The sequence below is a fragment of the Mycobacterium sp. NGS11 genome (assembly GCF_059813315.1).
Genome location: NZ_JCALEJ010000072.1, coordinates 1 through 631, shown reverse-complemented (window position 1 = coordinate 631; position 631 = coordinate 1). Strand labels below are relative to the sequence as shown.

The 631-nt window shown below is 64.8% G+C and carries 1 protein-coding gene; it reads right to left on the bottom strand.

All coding sequences use genetic code 11. From position 1 onward, the window contains the following. Positions 1-42 precede the first annotated feature (42 nt). The coding region (locus tag AC5Y4T_RS26155; protein ID WP_065119934.1) for an IS3 family transposase at positions 43-631 on the bottom strand (589 nt) is incomplete at its 5' end.

Sequence of the window (631 nt, the reverse complement as noted above, 5' to 3'; positions counted from 1 at the left end):
TGACCGGACCCCGTGAAATGGTCCACGGCGAACGAGAGTCGTTCATTGGTGGGTACAGGTGGCAGCGTAGCGGGCCGGCGCCTGATAGCCCAGTGACGAATGCCGGCGATGGTGGTTGTACTCGTGCTTCCAGTCGCTGATGACCACCCGGGCCTGGGCCATCGACCAGAAGCTGTTGATGTTCAAGCATTCGTCACGGATGCGGGAGTTGAAGGATTCGACGTAGCCGTTTCGCCACGGCTCGCCGGGTGGAATGAAGTGCAGGCCGACCTGTCCGGCGGCCCAGTCGGCCATGGCGCTGCAGGCTAATTCGGGTCCGTTGTCGCATCGCAGGACGGCCGGGTAGGTGCCACGCTCGGCGGCCAGGCAGTCCAGTTCGGCGATGAGGTGCTCGCCGGTGATGCTGCGCTCAACCATCCCACCGAGGCATTCGCGGGTGTGTTCGTCGATGATCGACACGATCTTGATCGGACGTCCGTCGGTGGTGCAGTCGAACTGGAAGTCCACCGCCCACACCCGGTTGGGCGCATCGGCGACTACGGTCGCTGGTGCGGTGGAGCTGCCGTGGCGTTTGCGGCGACGGCGCTGCGGCACGCGAAGCCCTTCTTCGCGCCAAAGGCGTTGCACCTTC